The following is a 17,648-nucleotide window of genomic DNA, read 5'->3' as shown; positions in this document are numbered from 1 at the left end:
TATACTATTTGTAAATTAAGTGTCTTTCATAAATTTAACGTAAAAGGAAGGTATTCTTCTGATGAATTCTGTTAGCATTCCGAATAAATTAACTGAATTATTAAAGGGAAATAATATTCAAGTTCAATTATCTGTTCCGCAGCTTGTGGAGAAGGTATTAAATCGTAAAGAAGGCTCACTTACTTCAACTGGTGCTGTTTGTGCAACAACTGGAAAGTACACTGGCCGTTCTCCTAAAGATAAATATATTGTTGAAGAAGCATCTTCGAAAGATAAAGTTGACTGGGGTAAAGTAAATCAGCCTATCTCAGAAGAAGCTTTTTCAAACCTTTATGATAAAGTAATAAACTACTTACAAGAAAAAGATGAGGTATTTGTTTTTAAAGGATTCGCTGGTGCTGACAAAAAACATCGTCTTCCGATTCAAGTTATAAATGAGTATGCTTGGCATAATTTATTTGCTCATCAGCTTTTCATTCGCCCAGAAGCTGGGGATTTATTAGATCATCATGCTGAATTTACAGTTATTTCTGCTCCAAACTTTAAAGCTGATCCGGCTGTGGATGGCACAAATTCTGAAACATTCATTATTGTTTCCTTCGAACGCCGTACCGTATTAATTGGCGGAACTGAATATGCTGGCGAAATTAAAAAGTCTATTTTCTCTGTTATGAACTATTTACTTCCAGAAAACGGTATTTTACCTATGCACTGCTCTGCAAACGTTGGTCTGGAAGGAGATGTTGCTCTTTTCTTCGGACTTTCTGGGACTGGTAAAACGACATTATCTGCTGATCCGAATCGCCGTCTTATCGGTGACGACGAGCACGGCTGGTCACCTAATGGCGTATTCAATATTGAAGGCGGATGCTACGCAAAAACCATCGGCCTAACTCGTGAAAAAGAACCACAAATCTTTGATGCGATCCGTTTCGGTTCTGTTCTTGAAAATGTTGTCATTAACAGCGATTCTCGTGTTGCTGATTATGACGATAATTCCTTAACAGAAAATACTCGTGCAGCTTATCCGCTTCAAGCGATTGATAATATTGTTGACCCAAGCATTGCCGGTCACCCAAATACAATTGTATTCTTAACAGCTGATGCCTTTGGTGTATTGCCTCCAATCGCTAAGCTATCCAAAGAGCAAGCAATGTACCACTTCCTAAGCGGATACACTTCTAAGCTTGCTGGTACAGAGCGTGGAATTACGTCACCGCAAGCAACATTCTCAACTTGCTTTGGTTCTCCATTCCTTCCGCTTCCTGCTACAGAGTATGCGGAAATGCTTGGGAAGAAGATTGATGAGCATAATGCAAAAGTATTCCTTGTGAATACAGGCTGGACTGGCGGCGAATACGGCGTTGGTAACCGTATGAAGCTTGCTTACACTCGTGCGATGGTACAATCCGCTCTAGAAGGCGAATTAAATAGTGTAGAAACGATTAAAGACGAAATCTTTGGTCTTGAAATTCCTTTACATGTACCAGGCGTACCAGATGAAGTGCTTCAGCCTAGCAAAACATGGGCTAACGAAGCAGTTTATGAAGCTAAAGCGAAGGAACTAGCTTCTCAATTCCGTGAAAACTTCAAGAAATTCTCAAACGTCCCTGCTAAAATCGAAGAGCAAGGCGGACCAGTTGCTTAATAACGTATAAAATTAGGGTGTCCCGAGTGGGCACCCTTTTTCATTTAGGATCTTTCCTGCTTTTCATCCATTTTGTTAAATCCCTTACAACTCTTCTATTTATGGCTGGTGGAAAATAATGTGTAAACTCTCGAAAATACCAGCTTTCCACTTCCTTACCTAATGACCTTAATCTTTTCTCAAGCCTGTAGGCATGCTCAATGGAAACATTGTGATCCTGCTCACCGTGAATGATCAATACAGGTGCTTCAAGCTTTTCCAATTCAAAAAGCGGTGTACGGTATTCATATCTGTCCGGATATTTTGTCGGGGTACCGCCAATAACCCTTTTCATCATTCTTCGCAAGTCCTTTCTCTCCTCATAGGTTAAGAACATATCACTAACCCCACCCCAAGTGACAAGCGATTTTACCTTAGGAAACTCGAGAGCTGTGAGTAATGCCATCACGCCCCCTCTTGAAAAGCCAAAAATATGTACACCCTTCACACGTGGATGGGATTGCAATAATTGAAAGGCGGAAAATGCGTCTTCTCGATCTTCACCAGCGAAGTCTTCATTCCCATCCCCTCCTTGATTTCCCCGGTAAAATGGCGCAAAGACGATAAATCCTTCCGATGCAAACTGAACGATTCGTGCGGGGCGAACTTGGCCCACATTTTTTATACCTCCACGCAAATATAGAAACCCGTCATAAATGGCTTCATCCTTCGGTTCTGCAAGCAGGCCTTTTATTTTTAAGTCACCAGATAAATAAGTGACAATCGATAACTCAATATTCGGGTTTGGTGATGGAAATCTCTGTTTACTTATCATGTTGCTCAACTCCTTTTTGATGACTAGGTGGTTTACGTCTTTATGTCCCACTTATCAGAAATTTTTATTTTTTATATAGGCATTCACACAATTTTGTCACACTCATACGATAATGTAGGCTTAAAAGCTTATTATTTTCCTATTTCGGGAGGTACGATCTATGAAAAAGTGGCTAAAGATTAGTTTTTCACTCCTGTTCATTTCCATTCTAATTATACCATTAGCAGCATGTGGAAAAGATGAAGTTCAAAATGTACGGATTGGTGAAGTAACACGTTCCATTTTCTATGCACCGCAATATGTTGCGATTGAAAAGGGATTTTTTGAAGAAGAAGGGCTGAATGTTACGCTTACAACGACAGCTGGCGGAGACAAAACGATGACCGCGCTTCTTTCCGACAGTATTGATGTTGCTCTTGTCGGATCTGAGACCTCTATTTACGTTTCTGCCCAAGGTTCAAATGATCCGGTTATTAACTTCGCACAGCTCACACAGACAGACGGAACATTTCTAGTTTCACGCAACAAGATTGAGAATTTTACATGGGATATGTTAAAGGGAACGACCTTCCTAGGTCAGCGTAAAGGCGGCATGCCGCAAATGGCTGGAGAATTTGTGTTGAAAAAGCACGGAATCGATCCCCATAAGGATTTGGATCTTATCCAGAATGTAGATTTCGCTAATATTGCTCCGGCTTTTGCTTCAGGCACTGGTGAGTTTGTCCAGCTTTTCGAACCTACAGCAAGCGTGTTTGAAAAAGAAGGAAAAGGTCATATTGTCGCCTCTTTCGGAACAGAGTCAGGGCACATCCCATATACTACTTTCATGACGAAACAGAGCTATATTAACGATAATAAAGAAACGGTTGATAAATTTACTAGAGCCGTTTATAAGGCACAGCAATGGGTAGATACACATAGCGCCAAGGAAACAGCTGAGGTTATTAAAGGCTTCTTCGATAACACTGAGCTCGATATTATTGAAATGGTTGTCGAGCGCTATAAGGGCCAAGGCTCCTATGCAACCGACCCAATCTTAGATAATGAAGAATGGGATAACTTACAAAACATTATGGAAGAGGCCGGCGAGCTTCCGAAACGGGTAGATTACAAAGATCTTGTTAACACGGAAATTGCTGAAGGCGTAATGAAATAATAGTTAAAATGTAGAGGAACATTCATAGGCGTCTGCTCCCAACCTAGAATGTAAATGTCGTTGGCTTCATTTCTCTGCGCTAGTGATTACTCCGAACATCAAGGCTTGTTCAATGAATCCACCGACAATTTAGTTTTCACATTAAAAAGGAGGGCATGTATGGATTTCTTAAACGTTCATGGTATTCAACATACGTATTTCACGAAGAACTCTGCCACAACAGCCCTCTCCGATGTTTCGCTTACTATCGGGGAGGGAGAATTTGTTTCCTTTCTAGGTCCAAGCGGATGCGGAAAAACAACCTTGCTTTCGATTATTGCCGGATTGCTAAAGCCGACAGAAGGCTCTGTCACTCTTGAAGGCAAAAAAGTCGAAACGACGGGTCAGAGCATTGGCTATATGCTTCAACAGGATTATCTTTTTCCATGGAAGACAATTGAAGAAAATATTCTGCTTGGTTTAAAGATAAGTAATCAGCTTAATTCCAGCAAAAAAGAGTACGCTTTATCCTTGCTTGAACAGATGGGACTTAAAGGGGTAGAATCGCAATTTCCAAAGCAGCTTTCCGGTGGAATGAGGCAAAGGGTTGCGCTTGTCAGAACATTAGCAACTGAGCCGAAGCTTCTCATGCTTGACGAACCTTTTTCCGCTTTAGATTATCAAACAAAATTAAAGCTTGAAGACCTTGTCTCCAATACACTTAAATTTTTCGGAAAAACAGCCATTCTTGTCACACATGATATTGGAGAAGCCGTCTCTATGAGTGATCGGATTTTCCTATTTTCCTCAAAACCGGGAAGGCTGCACAAAGTCTTTTCAATGCCTAAAGAACTTCGAGATGAGACCCCATTCAATGCACGCAGCCATGAGGCATATTCAACTATTTTTCAAACGATTTGGAAGGAGCTGGAATCCCTTGAGCCCGCAGACAAATATTGATCTCCTTCACCAAAAGTATTTGAAATCATTGAAACGCGAAAAAAAATGGGTCCGCTTCTACCAGCTAATTATCTTTATTGTCTTCTTCTCTGGATGGGAGCTTGCCAGCAGGAAGCAATGGATCGATCCGTTAATATTTAGTTCCCCCTCAAAAGTATGGGGCTTGCTCGTGACCAAAATACAGGACGGAACATTATTCATCGACTTAAGCTATACATTATCCGAAACAGTATTCGGCTTCATACTTGGTACGTTAATAGGAACCCTGCTTGCCGCTTTGCTTTGGTGGTCCCCTTTTCTTTCCAAAATACTTGACCCGTATTTAGTTATTCTCAATTCCATGCCAAAAGTGGCTCTCGGCCCAATCTTAATTGTTGCTTTAGGTCCGGGCTTCACGTCTATTGTCGCCATGGGTGCGATTATTTCCATCATCATCACGACCATCGTTGTATATACTTCATTCAAAGAAGTGGATCCCAATTATATAAAGGTTCTGCAAACCTTTGGCGCATCCAGAATTCAAGTATTTAAAGAATCCATTCTTCCAGCATCCTTCCCAGTGATTATCTCTACTTTAAAGGTCAATGTCGGTTTATCTTGGGTAGGGGTCATTGTCGGTGAATTTCTCGTTTCGTCAAAAGGACTCGGCTATATGATTATCTACGGATTCCAAGTCTTTAATTTCACTCTCGTCATGCTATCCCTGCTAGTAATCGCGATTTTTGCAACGGTCATGTACCAGCTCGTTGAACTGCTGGAAAGGAAATTAATTAAAAATGGCTCGTAAGAATAAACGGCATCGGTATATGCCGTTTTTCTTTAATTCAACTGCGCTATTCTTTTAATGCTTTTTTCAATCACATCGTCCTTCATAATAAAGCTAAACTGTGGACCCTTCCTTAATTTTAAAATATCCCCTTCTATAAATACCGGACCCGCAGTTTCAAAATAATCATCTTTTTCTTCAATTCTTTCAATTTCTCCATAGAATATCGCCTTTACAAACGATGAATTAATATGAGAAACCTCGTATTCGCCAATAAATCTAAGCTCTTTCATAATTGCTCCGGTTTCTTCGAGTACTTCTCTTCTGCCAGCCTCCTCAAGAGATTCCCCCTGTTCAACCTTTCCCCCTGGAAACTCCAATCCGCGCACCGAATGGTTTGTCAAAAGCCATTTATCATTCATTTTACAAATAACAAGTACATGCTCCGGCTTTTGAGCAAATGATTGCTGTTTAAATGAAAGCTTCACAGTTCCGCCGTTATAATCTTTAAATGTTTCCATTTTAAACCTCCACATGTTTATTAAATTATATCGCGAAATGATTTCTGTTACTAATTTCGTATTTCCTATGGATTATTATGTGAATAAAGTATGAATCTTCTTTTTATTGAAACCGCTGGCTAATTTTTCCGTATATAATAGGTGAATAATGAAAAGGGAGTGTCGATTTTGAAAAAAACAATAACTGCTTTAATAGGCTTTCTCCTGATTTTCATGCTTGCTGCATGCAATCAGACTGCAGAGCCTGTAAATGAACCTGCAAAGGATAGTGAAACACCTGCAGCTGCTGAAAAGCCATCCCAATTGACATTAGAAGAGGTTCTTGAAAAATCAACGGAAGCGTCTAATAATCTAGCAAGCTTCTCAGTAAAAATGAACTTAGATCAAGATATGACTTCCGATCAAGAAGAAATGAATATGCAAACTCAATCAGTGATTGAAATGAATGTTGTACAAGACCCAATGGCCTTCTATCAAAAAATGACGATGTCTTTAGGAGATACAGGAGAAGAATTTGAAACAGAGAGCTACTTTACTGAGGAAGGCATGTTCTTTTTTGAACCATCTGGGCAGCAATGGATGAAGTTTCCGCAAGAGATGACAGATGCATTCTTGCAAATGTCAGGAAAGCAAACGAATCCTGGAGAAGAGCTTAAGAAATTACAGCAATTTGTAGAGGATTTTACTTTTGAGCAAGATTCTAATAATTATATTTTAAATTTAAAAGCTTCCGGCGATAAATTTAATGACTTTATTAAAGCAACAGCAGCAGAAGCACTTCCTCCTGAAATGGCGCAAGAGGATCTTATGAACAGCATGAAAATTAATGCTGTTGAATATAAATTTCTAATCGATAAAGAGTCATTTCTACCAGTTGCCCTAGATATGAATATGGAGATGGAAATCACTGTTGAAGACCAAACTATTATCATGTATCAAAAAATGAGCGGCCAATATTCCAATCACAATAACGTTGATGCCATAACTGTACCTCAAGAAGTAATTGATTCAGCTGTTGAAATGGCCATATAAATATAATCTGTGTCAGACCCAAGCACGTGAAGTGAAGGGTCTGACCAATTAATTATATGTTTTAATTATGACCTTCGTCTAAAATCCCCATGCTTTCAATATGGTTTTTTGCTTCCTCATCTCCAAGCTGATAAATCATTCCATATACTTTTTTTATCGTATCATCATACGCATCATTTTCTTTATCATTATGATATTCCATGAATGGGACATGGGCTCTGAAGAAAGTTTTCCATTCATTCGAATAATTGTTATCAAAAAATTCCCTTAATGAAATGATCTCTTCATCTGTAGCTTCTATTTTAAAATCCCAAGCCGAATCAGTTGCGCTTTGTGTAATTTCTCCAGTATTCACCTTAATATAATACGTTTTCTTCATTTCATTCAATGTAATCAACCCCTTATATGAAATAGCTGCAGGCGGGAGCCATACGCTTTTATTCATTCTTATCTTTTCCATATTCAATTTAAAAATAATGTCGAAATACATTATTCTTGTTAAAGCACATATTATTCTAAAAAAAAAGGAACCTTAATGGCAAATATAGAATATTTTTATCATCAAGAGGATTTAATAAGTATAAAATAAAAGATAAAACTATCTCAAAAATTTACGTTGGGGGTGTCAAGATGAAAATCGTGGATGAACTGTATGAGCTTTATCGGCATAAGCTTACCGGAGATGAAGAAGATATTGATATGCTGACCTTTGCTTTCCTAGAGGAAATGAGCCGGGAAGATTTATTGAATATTATTCAAGAATTAAATAATCAAGAGCTTTATGATCTGATGGGACTTTATTTAATCGAAAGCTTAAAAGGAAAATTTGCAAGTGAAGACTATAGGCCACAGCGAAGCTCCAATATTCAACATCGCAATATACACTGATTTATTTTTATTACATAATTCCACCAGGGAAATGAGAGCGTTTTCATCAATAAACTATTCCGCTTCTCAGCAAATTTAACAGTTTTCCTCCCTCCTGCCAGTTTAATTTCATGTTAAACTAAAGTAGAAGAGGGGGGATTTTTCATGATTACTGTTTTAGCCATATCGGTGATTATTGTTGCCATTGTTATTGTTTTGGCAGTTGTCACAACTTCTAAAGCTTATATGTTTAAACACACTGTTGATTCTACTGATTCTATTTCCGCTGACCAAGAGGAAATGGAAAATAAGTCAAATAAATTTCCTGAAAATTGAACCTTAATATAAAAAAGCTAAGAGTACACACTGTAGAGCGTACACTTAGCTTTTTGTTTACCAATCCTTATGCAAAAACCTGCTTCAGATCTTCCTTCGATTGTTCAAGCCAAAAACGCATTAGTCGTTTAGCTCCTTCTAAATCATGGAGCTTTGCTTGGCCGCATTGCTTCTCATTTGCGGCAGGAATGTCAGTAATCCGGACGGCATCCTTCATCGTATCTTCAAGCAAATCGATGATTTCTTCCACTGTCGGCTCTCCGCTAACAACTAAATAATACCCTGTCTGGCATCCCATTGGGGAAATATCAATAATATCAAAGTGATCATATTTCTCGGAATGCTTGCGAATATTAAAGGCAAGAAGATGTTCCAATGTGTGGATAGCATCTGGCTTCATCGCCTGTTTATTTGGCTGGCAAAATCGTATATCGTATTTATTAACCACACCATCTGAACCGACCTTGTGTACTCCACAATGTCTTACAAATGGTGCTTTAACAGCGTTATGATCCAATTCAAAGCTTTCTACTGAAGGCATCAAACATCACTCCTTATCTATTTCTTTCCATTGTAACTCATATTCCGACTATCTTCATCAATTTTATATTATATGCTTATTGTACGAGTGCTGTAACCTTACTTTCGACAATTGCAATAGAATATGCTATCTTCTTATCAAAATGGAAGAATGGATTGTTGTTCATGTTGAAAAAAATATTGCTTAGCCTGATTCGATTTTACCAAATCGTCATCTCGCCTTTAAAACCGCCGTCATGCCGATTCTACCCAACATGCTCTCATTACGGCCTTGAAGCCGTCAAACGATTTGGTGCATTAAAGGGCGGCTGGCTTACAATAAAAAGAATTGTGAAATGTCACCCTTTTCACCCTGGCGGCTTTGATCCCGTTCCAGAAAAGCAAGAAAAGCCATTTGCTGAAAAATAAAACAACCTGTCTCATTTTCAGGGACAAGTTGTTTACGAGTTGTTTTATAAAAATTTTGTTTCTTCGTAGCCGTTCACAACGACATCCAATTTACCTGTACTCGGTTCAATAACTAACCCATGTACAGGCACATCATTTGGCATTAATGGGTGTTTCTTTACCATCTTGACGCTGTGAGCCACACTTTCTTCAACATTTTCGAAGCCTCTCATCCACTCTCTCACATCCACACCAGAATAAGTAATCGTGTCAAGAGCTGCTTCTGACTTGCCGCGCTTTCTCATGCTTTCAAGGATAAGATCGGGTTTCATTCCGCTCATCCCGCAATCATGATGCCCAATAATTAAAACTTCCTCTGCTTGAAGCTGGTAGACTGCTACAAGCAAGCTTCTCATAATACTCCCAAACGGATGGGTAACGAGCGCTCCCGCATTTTTAACAATTTTCACATCGCCATTGCGCAAGTTCATTGCTCGTGGCAATAGCTCTACAAGACGAGTGTCCATACATGTTAATAAGACCATGCGTTTATTCGGAAACTTAGTTGTCGTAAATTCTTCATACTGCTTTTCTTCTACAAACTGCTGATTAAAGGTTAAAATTTCATCAATTAATTTCATTTGATTTACCCCTCAAAATTTTAATTGCAGTTTAAGCATAACAAATAATTAATAGCATAACCAAATATTTTTGATTGATTTTTATTAATTTCTCTTGTAAAATTACATTTGGAATCGTAATGATTACGAATTGCGCAATATTAAAAAAATTTTATAATACAAATCGGAACGAGTACGCTTTAAACTTAAGGGGAGACAATATGAAAAAGATATTAATTTTTTTCTTAATGCTTAGTTTGTTTTTGACAGGCTGTGCTGCTGGGGAAGAGGAAATAGAAAAGAAAAGCGATACATTAACTGTTTATACGACTGTCTATCCTTTGCAATACTTCGCGGAACGGATTGGCGGGAAGTACGTTGAAACGAAAACTGTGTATCCTCCTGGTGCTGATGAACACTCATTTGAACCTACACAAAAGGATATGATGAAACTGGCTGATGCAGACTTATTTATTTTCATCGGCCTCGGCTTAGAAGGCTTTGTCGAAAAGGCAAAGGAAACGTTAAAAGACGAAGACGTTCAAATGATCGCAGCTGGAGAAAATGTGCACTTGGATACTACTATCGAAACAGATAGTGCTCATGAGGAAGAAGACCACCATGAAGAGGAACACCATGGAGATGATGGTCATAACCATGGAGACATTGATCCGCATATATGGATTGATCCTATTTATGCAAAGGGTCTGGCTGAAGCAACAAAAAATGCACTTATTGAAAAGATGCCAAAACACAAAGATGACTTTAATGCTAATTATGATGAACTTATTAATGAGCTCGATCAATTAAACAATGACTTCAAGACGGTTGTTGATCAAGCACAGCATAAAGAAATAATTGTATCCCATGCGGCATTTGGCTACTGGGAAAAGCGCTATGGGATCAAGCAAATCAGTGTTTCAGGCTTAAATTCGTCTAATGAACCTACACAAAAGCAGCTAGAGAAAATTATTAATGAGGCGAAGGAACATGATTTAAAATATGTGTTCTTTGAACAAAATGTAAGCTCTAAATTAACAGAAATCATTCAGAAGGAGCTCGGTGCAGAGCCTCTATACTTACACAATCTTTCTGTACTGACAAATCAAGACATTGACAATGATTCAACTTATTTTTCCATTATGAATGAAAATCTGAAGGCTCTAGAAAAAGCATTAAATTAACCTTACTTCCTTCAAATGGCAGGCATGAAGGAGAAGCCAGTTCCACAACCTAAATTAGGGTGATAAAAAAGGACCCTATTTTGAACTTAGAAGGAGTGGATCCTAATGGCAAAAGACGTTTTATGCGAAGTTAATAACTGTTCATATTGGGAAAATGGAAACAAATGTTCAGCAGATCAGATTTATGTAGTCAGCCATAAGGGAAAAACAGCTGATAATAGTAAAGAAACCGATTGTAAAACATTTGAACCAGTGTTAGGGTAATACTTTGCATGAAGAGGCGCATTCATTGGGAAGCGCCTCTTTCCTTTATTCTTCCATTAATTTTCGCAGTTCTCTTCTTAAAATTTTCTTTGAGGCATTCCGAGGAATCTCATCAAGGAATCGGATTTTTTTCGGGATTTTATATTTTGCAAGCTTCAACTGGCAAAATTCCCGAACCTCTTCAGCTGTAACTTCATTTCCCTTTACTACAAAAGCAATCGGAACCTCTCCCCATTCCTCATCCTTCATCCCAATGACCCCTGCATCAGAAATACTAGGGTGTGAAACAAGCACACTTTCAATTTCAGCAGGATATATATTTTCACCGCCGGAAATAATTAAATCCGAGCGTCGGTCTAACACATATAGAAATCCTTCTTGATCCAAAGTGCCAATATCACCTGTAGATAACCAGCCATTGACAATCTTTTTCTTTGTTTCATTTTCTTTGTTTAAATATCCGCCTGTGACATTAGGTCCTTTCACTAGGATTTCCCCTGCTTCATTAGCCTCTGCTTCCTCTCCATCTGATCGGACAATTTTTAACTGTGACGGGAATAATACCTTCCCTGCTGATCCAAGTTTGCTCATGCTGTACTCTGGAGAAAGAGTGACGATCTGCGAGGAGGTTTCTGTCATGCCATATGTTTGGTAAACGGGGATTTGCTTATATTTGCATTTTTCAAGTAAAGATTTAGAGGCAGGGCCTCCCCCTAATAACATACAGCGAAATTCTGAAGGAAGCTTTTCATTCTTTAGCTCTTCTTCCATTCGGGAAAGCATCGTACTGACAATGGACATAATCGTTACATGTTCACTTCGAATAGTTTCTATTGCCCCTCTTTCATCAAAGTTTTCTAAAATCACCATCTTCATTCCATAGATAATACTGCGCATGAGAATCGAATAGCCGCTTATATGAAATAATGGAACTGTGCACAGCCAGCAATCCTGCTCTAAGAGCCCAAGATTCAGTGCCGAGCCAATTGCACTCCACCAATGATTGCCGTATGTTTGAAGCACACCTTTTGGATGTCCTGTCGTTCCTGACGTATACATAACTGTACAGATGTCGTTTAAATTTATTTCTTCAATAATACTTGGATTAGAAACAGAGGAATTGAAAAGTGTCTCTTTTTCAATCATCGTTACACCTGAAAGAGTCGGTTTCATTTGATTAATTGTATCCGAAAACTTCTCTTCAGTTATCAAAAACTTCGAATGAGAATCCTGCATTTGCCATGCAATTTCGGAAGGGGTCAACCGATTATTTAATATAACCGCCTTCACACCAAGTAAATGAAGGGCTAAATAAATGAAAACAGTGTCTACATGGTTGCTGAGCAATACTCCGGCAAACTGCCCCTTTTGGGCTCCATACCCCGTTAATTGGCCCGCTATCGTATGAGCTTTTTCGTAAGCTTCGGAAAAAGTATATGTTTTTCCTGCAAAATGATAAGCAGGTCTATCTGGTGTTAAAAAAGCTCTTTTTATTAAAAAGTTCTGCATTATATTATCCATTGTTACACCTCATATATAAAGCATTAGACAAAACAGCCTGATGGCAAACCCATCAGGCTGTAATAATGAAATATTTTACGACTTCGAGAAATGTCCAGCTCCAGCGCCTCCGCTTTTCTTTAAGGAAAACGAGGGAATTGGCCAAAATCTGGCTTGCGCTTTTCCTTAAAGGCATCGCGGCCTTCTTTTGCTTCATCTGTTGTATAATAAAGCAATGTTGCATCTCCTGCAAATTGCTGAATGCCAGCAAGTCCATCTGTATCCGCGTTAAACGCAGCTTTAAGGAAACGTAGAGCAGTCGGGCTCTTTTCAAGCATTTCTTCACACCACTTAATTGTTTCCTCCTCCACTTGATCAAGCGGAACAACTGTATTAACAAGCCCCATGTCTAAAGCTTCTTGAGCATTATACTGGCGGCATAAATACCAAATTTCACGTGCCTTTTTATGACCGACAATTCTTGCTAAATAGCCAGAGCCATACCCAGCATCAAAGCTTCCAACCTTCGGACCAGTTTGTCCAAAGACAGCATTATCTGCAGCAATCGTTAAGTCACAAACGATATGGAGAACATGGCCTCCACCAATCGCATACCCTTTAACCATAGCAACAACTGGTTTTGGAATAACACGAATTAAACGCTGTAAATCAAGAACGTTTAGGCGCGGGATTTGATCGTCCCCAACATAGCCTCCATGACCTCGTACAGACTGATCTCCACCTGAACAGAATGCTTTATCTCCTGCACCAGTTAGGACGATAACCCCAACACTTGCATCATCACGTGCATAAGCGAAAGCATCAATTAGCTCAGATACTGTTCTTGGCGTGAAAGCATTATGCTTTTCTGGACGGTTAATCGTGATCTTTGCTATTCCGTTGTATGTTTCATAAATAATTTCTTCATACTTGCGTCCTGAAATCCATTCTACTGCTGACATGACGGAATCCTCCTTTTATGTATAGAAAAAATTTATACAGCGCTTATACCTAGCCACTGTTTCTCTTCAAACGTATCAATAAGGATTGTTTTTTGGCTCCTTTTCATACGATAAGAATTCATTTACTATTGTACCAAATAATTCTGGATTCTCCACATGAATTGCATGTCCACTTTTTTCAACGGAAATCCAATTTCCATTTTTTAATGTCTTTTGCATTTCTTTTGCAATTTGGCAAAATTTAATGTCCAACTCACCTGTTATTAAAAGGACAGGAAAGGTGATCTCATGAAGCCTCTCCCACCACGAGGCTTGAGCACCAGTCCCCATACCTCTGAGACTGTTAGATAAGCCTAATTCAGAATTACTCAACCGCTCTGTTCTAATTTGTAGCTGAAGGTCATGTGGGAGTTGTTTCTGGCTTTGAAACAGCGGGATATTCTCCCAGTAATCCACAAATTCGGTAATCCCCTGCTCTTGAATTCGACAGGCAAGCTTCTCGTCCTGAAGGCGCCTTGCTTCCCTCTCATCTTTTGATTTTAGTCCGGGTGTTGAACTCTCTAGAATGAGTTTTTGAACCATTCGGGGATATTTTAAAGCAAACGTCAGGGCTAATCTTCCACCCATAGAATAGCCTAATAAATTGGTTTGTCCAATTCCAAGCCTCTGCAGAATACCATGTAAATCCCCCGCCACAGCCTCAATATCATATTTGGATACATCATCAGGAGAATCGGATTTGCCATGACCAATTATATCAACAGCAATGACATTATAATTTTGCCAATAAGGCTTAAATTTAATCCATGAAGCACCACTTCCAGTAAAGCCATGAAGCAAAAGTAATGGGGTCCCTTCGAGGGAGCCCCACCTTTCAACATGGTATTGAATGCCGTTGATAGCAAAATTCATCAGCATTCGACCTCCAGAAATCGACTTATTTCCCGGGAAACCTCATCCCATAGCTCTCGATGCTCACTAATATTTTTCTCCCGGCTTGTTGTAATTTCCATTACCTTTAGTCCAGATTGACCTTTATTTCGGTTCATAACAGAAGATAGATGCTCCCAATCTAAGATTAAATCATATTGTCCACCGTACATTTCTACAGCATATTGAAACTTCAAATCTAATGGCGTTCCGAATAGCTTTTCAAAATTTTTCGGGTGGCTTGCTTGCGGCAGAAAGGAGAATATTCCTCCGCCATTATTATTGATTAAAAGAATATTAATATCTATTTCATATTGTTTAGCGGCGATTAATCCATTTAAATCGTGGAAAAAAGTTAAATCACCTAAGACTAAATATAATGGCTGCAGGCGTGTCCCTGCTCCAAGGGCAGTAGAAATTACTCCATCAATGCCGTTTGCCCCACGGTTCGCCATTATTCTAATCGACTTATCATTAAAGTGGAAGAAAGTGTCTAAATCTCTTATAGGCATACTATTGCCAACAAATAATACGGCTCCTTCAGGAAGCATATTAGCAAGCTGGTAAAATAACTTTCCTTCACTTAATTCTTCTACCTCTTCTATTTTTGCTATGCTGCTGCGTGTTAGGTCATTGACCTTCTCCCACTTTTCAAGAAAGCTCCCATCCTTCACAGCCTCTATATATGGAAGAATAGCTTGGCAAAACCTCGTTTCCTGGCAATAGATCATTTCGGAAGATACCATTCCCGGATCCCGCCATCCCGCTCCGCCATCAATAACGAATTGGCGTACATCATGATTTTCTTTTAAGAATATGGTTAGCGGCTTAGAAACAGGCATAGCACCAAAACGAATAATGACGTCAGGCTTTAGCGCACGCTTTGCATTTTCATTTTTCAAAATCGTATCATATGTATCAATAATTTGTGCTCCATTATGTGTACCGCTTCTTAACTGGGAAATCGGGTCTGCAAGAATTGGGAACTGAAGCTTTTCAGCAAGATTTATCACTGCATTTGTAAAACCATCTGTTTCGATTGGTCCGCAAACGATAATTCCTCTTTTGTATGACTGTAAGCTTTCTCCCAATTGTTTAAATTGTTCATCCGATAATGTCCATTCACTTGGCTGAATCCTAACATATCCTCCAGCTCTTTCCGTTACCTCGAACAGGTCCTCCCTATCCAAAGCTGGAATGAGTGGCTCCCTAAATGGGAAATTCAAATGGACGGGTCCTGCAGGAGACTGCAGCGCAGTAGAAGCCGCTCTTGCACATACTGTACGTGCATATCTGATCATTTCTACAGTATGTTCAGGAGGTGCCATTTCCACAAACCATTTTACATGTTTTCCGTACAAATGAATTTGATCGATTGCCTGTGGTGCGCCAACATCTCTTAATTCATGCGGTCTATCAGCCGTGAGAACAATTAAAGGCACCCTTGAAACATTCGCTTCCACAATAGCAGGAAAATAGTTCGCTGCAGCGGTGCCGGACGTACATAAAATCGCCACTGGCTTTTTCGAAGCTTTAGCAATCCCTAACGCAAAAAAGGCAGCCGAACGTTCGTCTACATGAATATGTACACGAAGTTCGGGATGCTCGAGAATGACCATTGCCATTGGGGTAGATCTAGAACCGGGACTTACAACAACATCCTCTACCCCATTATTTACTAGTTCAGTAACAAATGCAGCAATGTAAGAGGTTAATGCTTCTTGATGGTTCATTTATTTATGCCTCCTAATGCCCTTAGCATTGGTCGAAATTTAATCTTCGTTTCGATATATTCGCTCTCTGGATTGGAATCCTTCACAACCCCACATCCAGCAAAAATAGAGGCTTCATCCTTTTGGATAAGGCCGGAACGAATAGAAACAGCAAATTCGCCATTATCTTTATAATCAAGCCAGCCGAGCGGTGCACCGTAATAGCCCCTGTCCAAATCTTCTACTTCTCTGATTTTCTCGACTGCTGCTTCCTTTGGCAGTCCTCCCAATGCAGGAGTTGGATGCAGGCGATCAACTAAATTGAGTATTGAGGTATTTTCCTTCGCCTTTCCAATAACAGGCGTATAAAGATGCTGAATATCTCTCGTTTTTAGAAGCTGCGTTTTTTCCGGCAATAATACTTCCTCACAAGATTCTTCCATCGCCTCTTTAATCATTTGCACAACATATTGATGCTCAATTAAGTTCTTACGGTCATTTAATAATTCTTCCCCGAGCTGCTTATCATCCGTTTCTGACTTGCCTCTTGCAATCGATCCAGCAAGACATGTCGTAAGAAGTTTTTTTCCGCTCTTTTTGATAAGCCGTTCTGGAGAAGCCCCAATAAAGCAATCCCCATTTGATTCAAATGCAAAAATGAAGCTCTCTCTTTGCAGATTCAATAGCTGGGAAAGTACTTGTTCCACTTGAACTTGCTTGTCAAAAAACAATCTAGTTTCCCTCGCCAAGACGACCTTTTCAATTGATTCTTGCTTTAATTCTTCTACAATGGAACGGACCTGTTCCTTCCATTGTTCAGGATTTATTTCTATCTCTTTATTTAATTGATGGCCTTCATCATTTTGAACATCTGAAAGGGAAGTGAAAAGTGCTTGCTTTTCTGAATGAATAGCATCAATCAGAGACTCATCATCATTTTGGGTGCAAAGCACATTCGTTGTTAAATAGGCCTTCCCTTTTATTTCACTGTACATAAAAGTCGGAATATGAAACTGTGAATCCGCAAATTTCTCCCAAAGCTTTGATTTCTCTTTCATAGGATCAAAGGAAAAACCGCCAAAAATGAGAGGGCCGATTCCGTCTAATTCAAACCGATTATAAATAATGGCATCTTGAATAAAGCGCTTCCACTCTTTTTCAACATGAAAAAAGCGGCCAGCTGCCTGATCCGATTGTATTTGATTGCATATTCCCATCCCAATAATGAACGTTTCATCAGATGGATCTTTCCAGAAAAAGCGTTCACCTAAAAAAGCTTCACGGCCTGCCGTGAAAAACTTGAGAGGATCTATAGGATTAATCTGCTGTACTTCACTTACTAAAACTGGTTTAGATAAGGCCTTTGCCCTATCCATCGCTTCAAGGATCCCGTCTTTTAGTTCCGTTTCTGTTATGGTAACCAAAAAAATCCCTCCAACAATACCTATTAACCGTTATTCCTTCATTTAA

20 protein-coding genes are annotated in these 17,648 nt (G+C 39.3%); 10 read left to right on the top strand and 10 right to left on the bottom strand.

The features are described 5' to 3' along the window. The first annotated feature begins 61 nt into the window (after positions 1-61). The gene (pckA, locus tag AR328_RS06530) at positions 62-1,648 is read left to right on the top strand and encodes a phosphoenolpyruvate carboxykinase (ATP) (protein ID WP_066292051.1); all 1,587 of its coding nucleotides are present in this window, start codon (positions 62-64) and stop codon (positions 1,646-1,648) included. Positions 1,649-1,688: 40 nt separating this feature from the next. Here pckA and AR328_RS06525 read toward each other — a convergent pair whose 3' ends face one another. Then, the gene (locus tag AR328_RS06525; RefSeq protein ID WP_156422658.1) at positions 1,689-2,462 is read right to left on the bottom strand and encodes an alpha/beta hydrolase family protein; all 774 of its coding nucleotides are present in this window, start codon (positions 2,460-2,462) and stop codon (positions 1,689-1,691) included. Positions 2,463-2,622: 160 nt separating this feature from the next. Here AR328_RS06525 and AR328_RS06520 point away from each other — a divergent pair, with 160 nt between their 5' ends. The 3 genes from AR328_RS06520 to AR328_RS06510 all read left to right on the top strand — a co-directional run bounded on the left by AR328_RS06520 (position 2,623) and on the right by AR328_RS06510 (position 5,344). Beyond that, positions 2,623-3,618: an ABC transporter substrate-binding protein gene (locus AR328_RS06520; protein WP_066292049.1), complete on the top strand. Its 996-nt coding sequence runs from the start codon at positions 2,623-2,625 to the stop codon at positions 3,616-3,618. A 159-nt stretch (positions 3,619-3,777) separates the two neighbouring features. Beyond that, positions 3,778-4,557: an ABC transporter ATP-binding protein gene (locus AR328_RS06515; protein ID WP_066292047.1), complete on the top strand. Its 780-nt coding sequence runs from the start codon at positions 3,778-3,780 to the stop codon at positions 4,555-4,557. After that, on the top strand, positions 4,535-5,344 hold the full coding sequence (locus AR328_RS06510; RefSeq protein WP_066292044.1) for an ABC transporter permease: 810 nt from the start codon (positions 4,535-4,537) through the stop codon (positions 5,342-5,344). Before AR328_RS06515 ends, AR328_RS06510 begins: the two co-directional genes overlap by 23 nt. 32 nt (positions 5,345-5,376) lie before the next feature. On the opposite strand, the gene ytkD is transcribed toward AR328_RS06510, so the two are convergent. Then, the gene (ytkD, locus tag AR328_RS06505; RefSeq protein ID WP_066292037.1) at positions 5,377-5,844 is read right to left on the bottom strand and encodes an RNA deprotection pyrophosphohydrolase; all 468 of its coding nucleotides are present in this window, start codon (positions 5,842-5,844) and stop codon (positions 5,377-5,379) included. A gap of 168 nt (positions 5,845-6,012) precedes the next feature. Here ytkD and AR328_RS06500 point away from each other — a divergent pair, with 168 nt between their 5' ends. Then, on the top strand, positions 6,013-6,876 hold the full coding sequence (locus AR328_RS06500) for a DUF6612 family protein (RefSeq protein ID WP_066292035.1): 864 nt from the start codon (positions 6,013-6,015) through the stop codon (positions 6,874-6,876). A gap of 61 nt (positions 6,877-6,937) precedes the next feature. Here AR328_RS06500 and AR328_RS06495 read toward each other — a convergent pair whose 3' ends face one another. Beyond that, a complete protein-coding gene (locus AR328_RS06495; protein WP_066294568.1) occupies positions 6,938-7,255 on the bottom strand; it encodes a hydrolase in 318 nt (105 codons plus the stop codon). 251 nt (positions 7,256-7,506) lie between these two features. On the opposite strand from AR328_RS06495, the gene AR328_RS06490 reads away from it, so the two are divergent. Next, positions 7,507-7,764 carry a DUF6154 family protein gene (locus AR328_RS06490; RefSeq protein ID WP_066292033.1) on the top strand — a complete coding sequence of 86 codons (258 nt, stop codon included), beginning with the start codon at positions 7,507-7,509 and terminating at the stop codon, positions 7,762-7,764. A 144-nt stretch (positions 7,765-7,908) separates the two neighbouring features. Beyond that, positions 7,909-8,079, top strand: coding sequence for a YtzI protein (gene ytzI / locus AR328_RS22130; RefSeq protein ID WP_082677152.1), 171 nt, complete (start codon positions 7,909-7,911; stop codon positions 8,077-8,079). Positions 8,080-8,146: 67 nt separating this feature from the next. Here the strand turns inward: ytzI and AR328_RS06485 are convergent, their stop codons facing one another. Continuing rightward, positions 8,147-8,620 (bottom strand): S-ribosylhomocysteine lyase, encoded by a 474-nt coding sequence (locus tag AR328_RS06485; RefSeq protein ID WP_066292030.1) that lies wholly within the window; start codon positions 8,618-8,620, stop codon positions 8,147-8,149. A 164-nt stretch (positions 8,621-8,784) separates the two neighbouring features. On the opposite strand from AR328_RS06485, the gene yidD reads away from it, so the two are divergent. Beyond that, positions 8,785-9,027: a membrane protein insertion efficiency factor YidD gene (gene yidD / locus AR328_RS06480; protein WP_066294562.1), complete on the top strand. Its 243-nt coding sequence runs from the start codon at positions 8,785-8,787 to the stop codon at positions 9,025-9,027. 44 nt (positions 9,028-9,071) lie between these two features. On the opposite strand, the gene AR328_RS06475 is transcribed toward yidD, so the two are convergent. Beyond that, complete coding sequence (locus AR328_RS06475) at positions 9,072-9,647, bottom strand: beta-class carbonic anhydrase (protein ID WP_066292025.1); 576 nt, start codon at positions 9,645-9,647, stop codon at positions 9,072-9,074. Positions 9,648-9,847: 200 nt separating this feature from the next. Between AR328_RS06475 and AR328_RS06470 the strand changes: the two genes are divergently transcribed. Together AR328_RS06470 and AR328_RS22125 are read left to right on the top strand one after the other, a co-directional pair. Then, entirely contained in the window at positions 9,848-10,810 is a 963-nt protein-coding gene (locus AR328_RS06470; protein WP_066292022.1) for a metal ABC transporter solute-binding protein, Zn/Mn family, read from the top strand. Between the two features lie 105 nt (positions 10,811-10,915). Then, on the top strand, positions 10,916-11,074 hold the full coding sequence (locus AR328_RS22125; protein WP_082677151.1) for a DUF1540 domain-containing protein: 159 nt from the start codon (positions 10,916-10,918) through the stop codon (positions 11,072-11,074). Positions 11,075-11,119: 45 nt separating this feature from the next. Here AR328_RS22125 and AR328_RS06465 read toward each other — a convergent pair whose 3' ends face one another. From AR328_RS06465 to AR328_RS06445, 5 genes are all read right to left on the bottom strand, one after another. After that, entirely contained in the window at positions 11,120-12,595 is a 1,476-nt protein-coding gene (locus AR328_RS06465; RefSeq protein WP_066292018.1) for an o-succinylbenzoate--CoA ligase, read from the bottom strand. A 119-nt stretch (positions 12,596-12,714) separates the two neighbouring features. Further along, positions 12,715-13,536: a 1,4-dihydroxy-2-naphthoyl-CoA synthase gene (gene menB, locus AR328_RS06460; RefSeq protein ID WP_066292017.1), complete on the bottom strand. Its 822-nt coding sequence runs from the start codon at positions 13,534-13,536 to the stop codon at positions 12,715-12,717. 75 nt (positions 13,537-13,611) lie between these two features. Then, positions 13,612-14,448: a 2-succinyl-6-hydroxy-2,4-cyclohexadiene-1-carboxylate synthase gene (menH, locus tag AR328_RS06455; protein ID WP_066292016.1), complete on the bottom strand. Its 837-nt coding sequence runs from the start codon at positions 14,446-14,448 to the stop codon at positions 13,612-13,614. Beyond that, positions 14,448-16,199 carry a 2-succinyl-5-enolpyruvyl-6-hydroxy-3-cyclohexene-1-carboxylic-acid synthase gene (menD, locus tag AR328_RS06450; protein WP_066292013.1) on the bottom strand — a complete coding sequence of 584 codons (1,752 nt, stop codon included), beginning with the start codon at positions 16,197-16,199 and terminating at the stop codon, positions 14,448-14,450. Before menD ends, menH begins: the two co-directional genes overlap by 1 nt. Then, complete coding sequence (locus AR328_RS06445) at positions 16,196-17,602, bottom strand: isochorismate synthase (RefSeq protein WP_066292011.1); 1,407 nt, start codon at positions 17,600-17,602, stop codon at positions 16,196-16,198. The genes menD and AR328_RS06445 overlap by 4 nt, the downstream gene beginning before the upstream one ends. Positions 17,603-17,648 lie beyond the last annotated feature (46 nt).

Origin of the sequence: Bacillus sp. FJAT-29937 (assembly GCF_001509555.1) — a bacterium.
Classification (GTDB): Bacteria; Bacillota; Bacilli; order Bacillales; family Cytobacillaceae; genus Cytobacillus.
This window is presented reverse-complemented; position numbering and strand designations above follow the sequence as displayed.